General features: G+C 44.5%; 1 protein-coding gene and 2 pseudogenes. 1 reads left to right on the top strand and 2 read right to left on the bottom strand.

What is annotated here, in order from left to right:
- A pseudogene (locus L4D12_RS25430) lies at positions 1–211 on the top strand (IS3 family transposase); the annotation flags it as partial.
- 39 nt (positions 212–250) lie between these two features.
- On the opposite strand, the pseudogene L4D12_RS25425 reads toward L4D12_RS25430, so the two are convergent.
- Both L4D12_RS25425 and L4D12_RS25420 read right to left on the bottom strand, forming a co-directional pair.
- A pseudogene (locus L4D12_RS25425) lies at positions 251–726 on the bottom strand (reverse transcriptase N-terminal domain-containing protein); the annotation flags it as partial.
- 35 nt (positions 727–761) lie between these two features.
- The coding region (locus tag L4D12_RS25420; protein WP_428450587.1) for an integrase core domain-containing protein at positions 762–1052 on the bottom strand (291 nt) is incomplete at its 5' end.

Here is a 1052-nt window from a genome sequence, read left to right as displayed (position 1 = left end):
TCATTGGTATAACACCGAACATAAGCATAGCCGCCTAAATTACATTACGCCGTCAGAACGACACAGTGGAAAAGATACAGAAATACTGAGCCGTCGAGAGAAGGTGTTATCAGCACATCGAAGCAAGAAACCAGAACGTTGGTCAAAGAATATTAGGAACTGCCAGCCTATCGGGGCAGTACACTTAAATCCCGAAAGAGAAGCAGCTTAATAATCGACCAACTAGTGACAACTACCTTGAAAAACACCGACTGCGATTAGGGCGAAAACCATAGCTATTTGGGTCTGCTGTCGTTTCCGATATCGGCTCCAAAGCAAGTAAATACAACGCCTGTTGCGCTCTATCTATCATGCATGGAATGCCTAGAGGTCTGAGTTTGCCATTCTTTTTCGGGATGTAGATACGTCTGAGGGGTTTGGCTCGATAACCTTTACGGTTCAATTGATTAACTGCGGTCATTCGACGAGCATCCGTATTCCAGATGACACCATCTATTCCAGGAGTGTTACTGCCTTTGTTTTGGGACACTCGCTTCACAGCCAGTAATTTCGCTGTTCTGGAGTGCGTTAAAATCCACTGCAAAGCTTTCACTCTACTGTGTTTTCCCTCTCGGGTTGCTTTTGCAATGCGCATTTGAAGCTTTAACACGACTCTACGGCTTTCCAATCGATGGATTGCCACTGAGTGCCATTAGGAGAGGCACTAACTTCTGATGAAGTCACCATTTGCGTTTCTCCTTGAATAAAGTTCTTTGTAGTGGTCAACTAAAATTGGCCACGGTTTTAGAGTTTTCCCAATATAATCGTTCAGACTCATTAGGAGTTAGACCACCGTTATACTGATGTGGCCTGAGTTGGCAGTAATATCCAATGATGTAGCGAGTGATCTCTTGTTGAGCCTCAGCAAAGCTACGATAACCCACCGTTGGCACCCATTCCGTTTTCAGACTTCTAAAGAAGCGCTCCATCGGTGCATTATCCCAACAGTTTCCTCTGCGAGATAAACTCTGTTTTATTTGAAAACGCCACAGTAATTGGCGGTATTTACGACT

This window comes from Photobacterium nomapromontoriensis (assembly GCF_050336815.1).
Lineage (GTDB): Bacteria > Pseudomonadota > Gammaproteobacteria > Enterobacterales > Vibrionaceae > Photobacterium > Photobacterium nomapromontoriensis.
The sequence above is the reverse complement of the archived record's forward strand: the minus strand, read 5'-3'. Positions and strand labels throughout refer to the sequence as shown.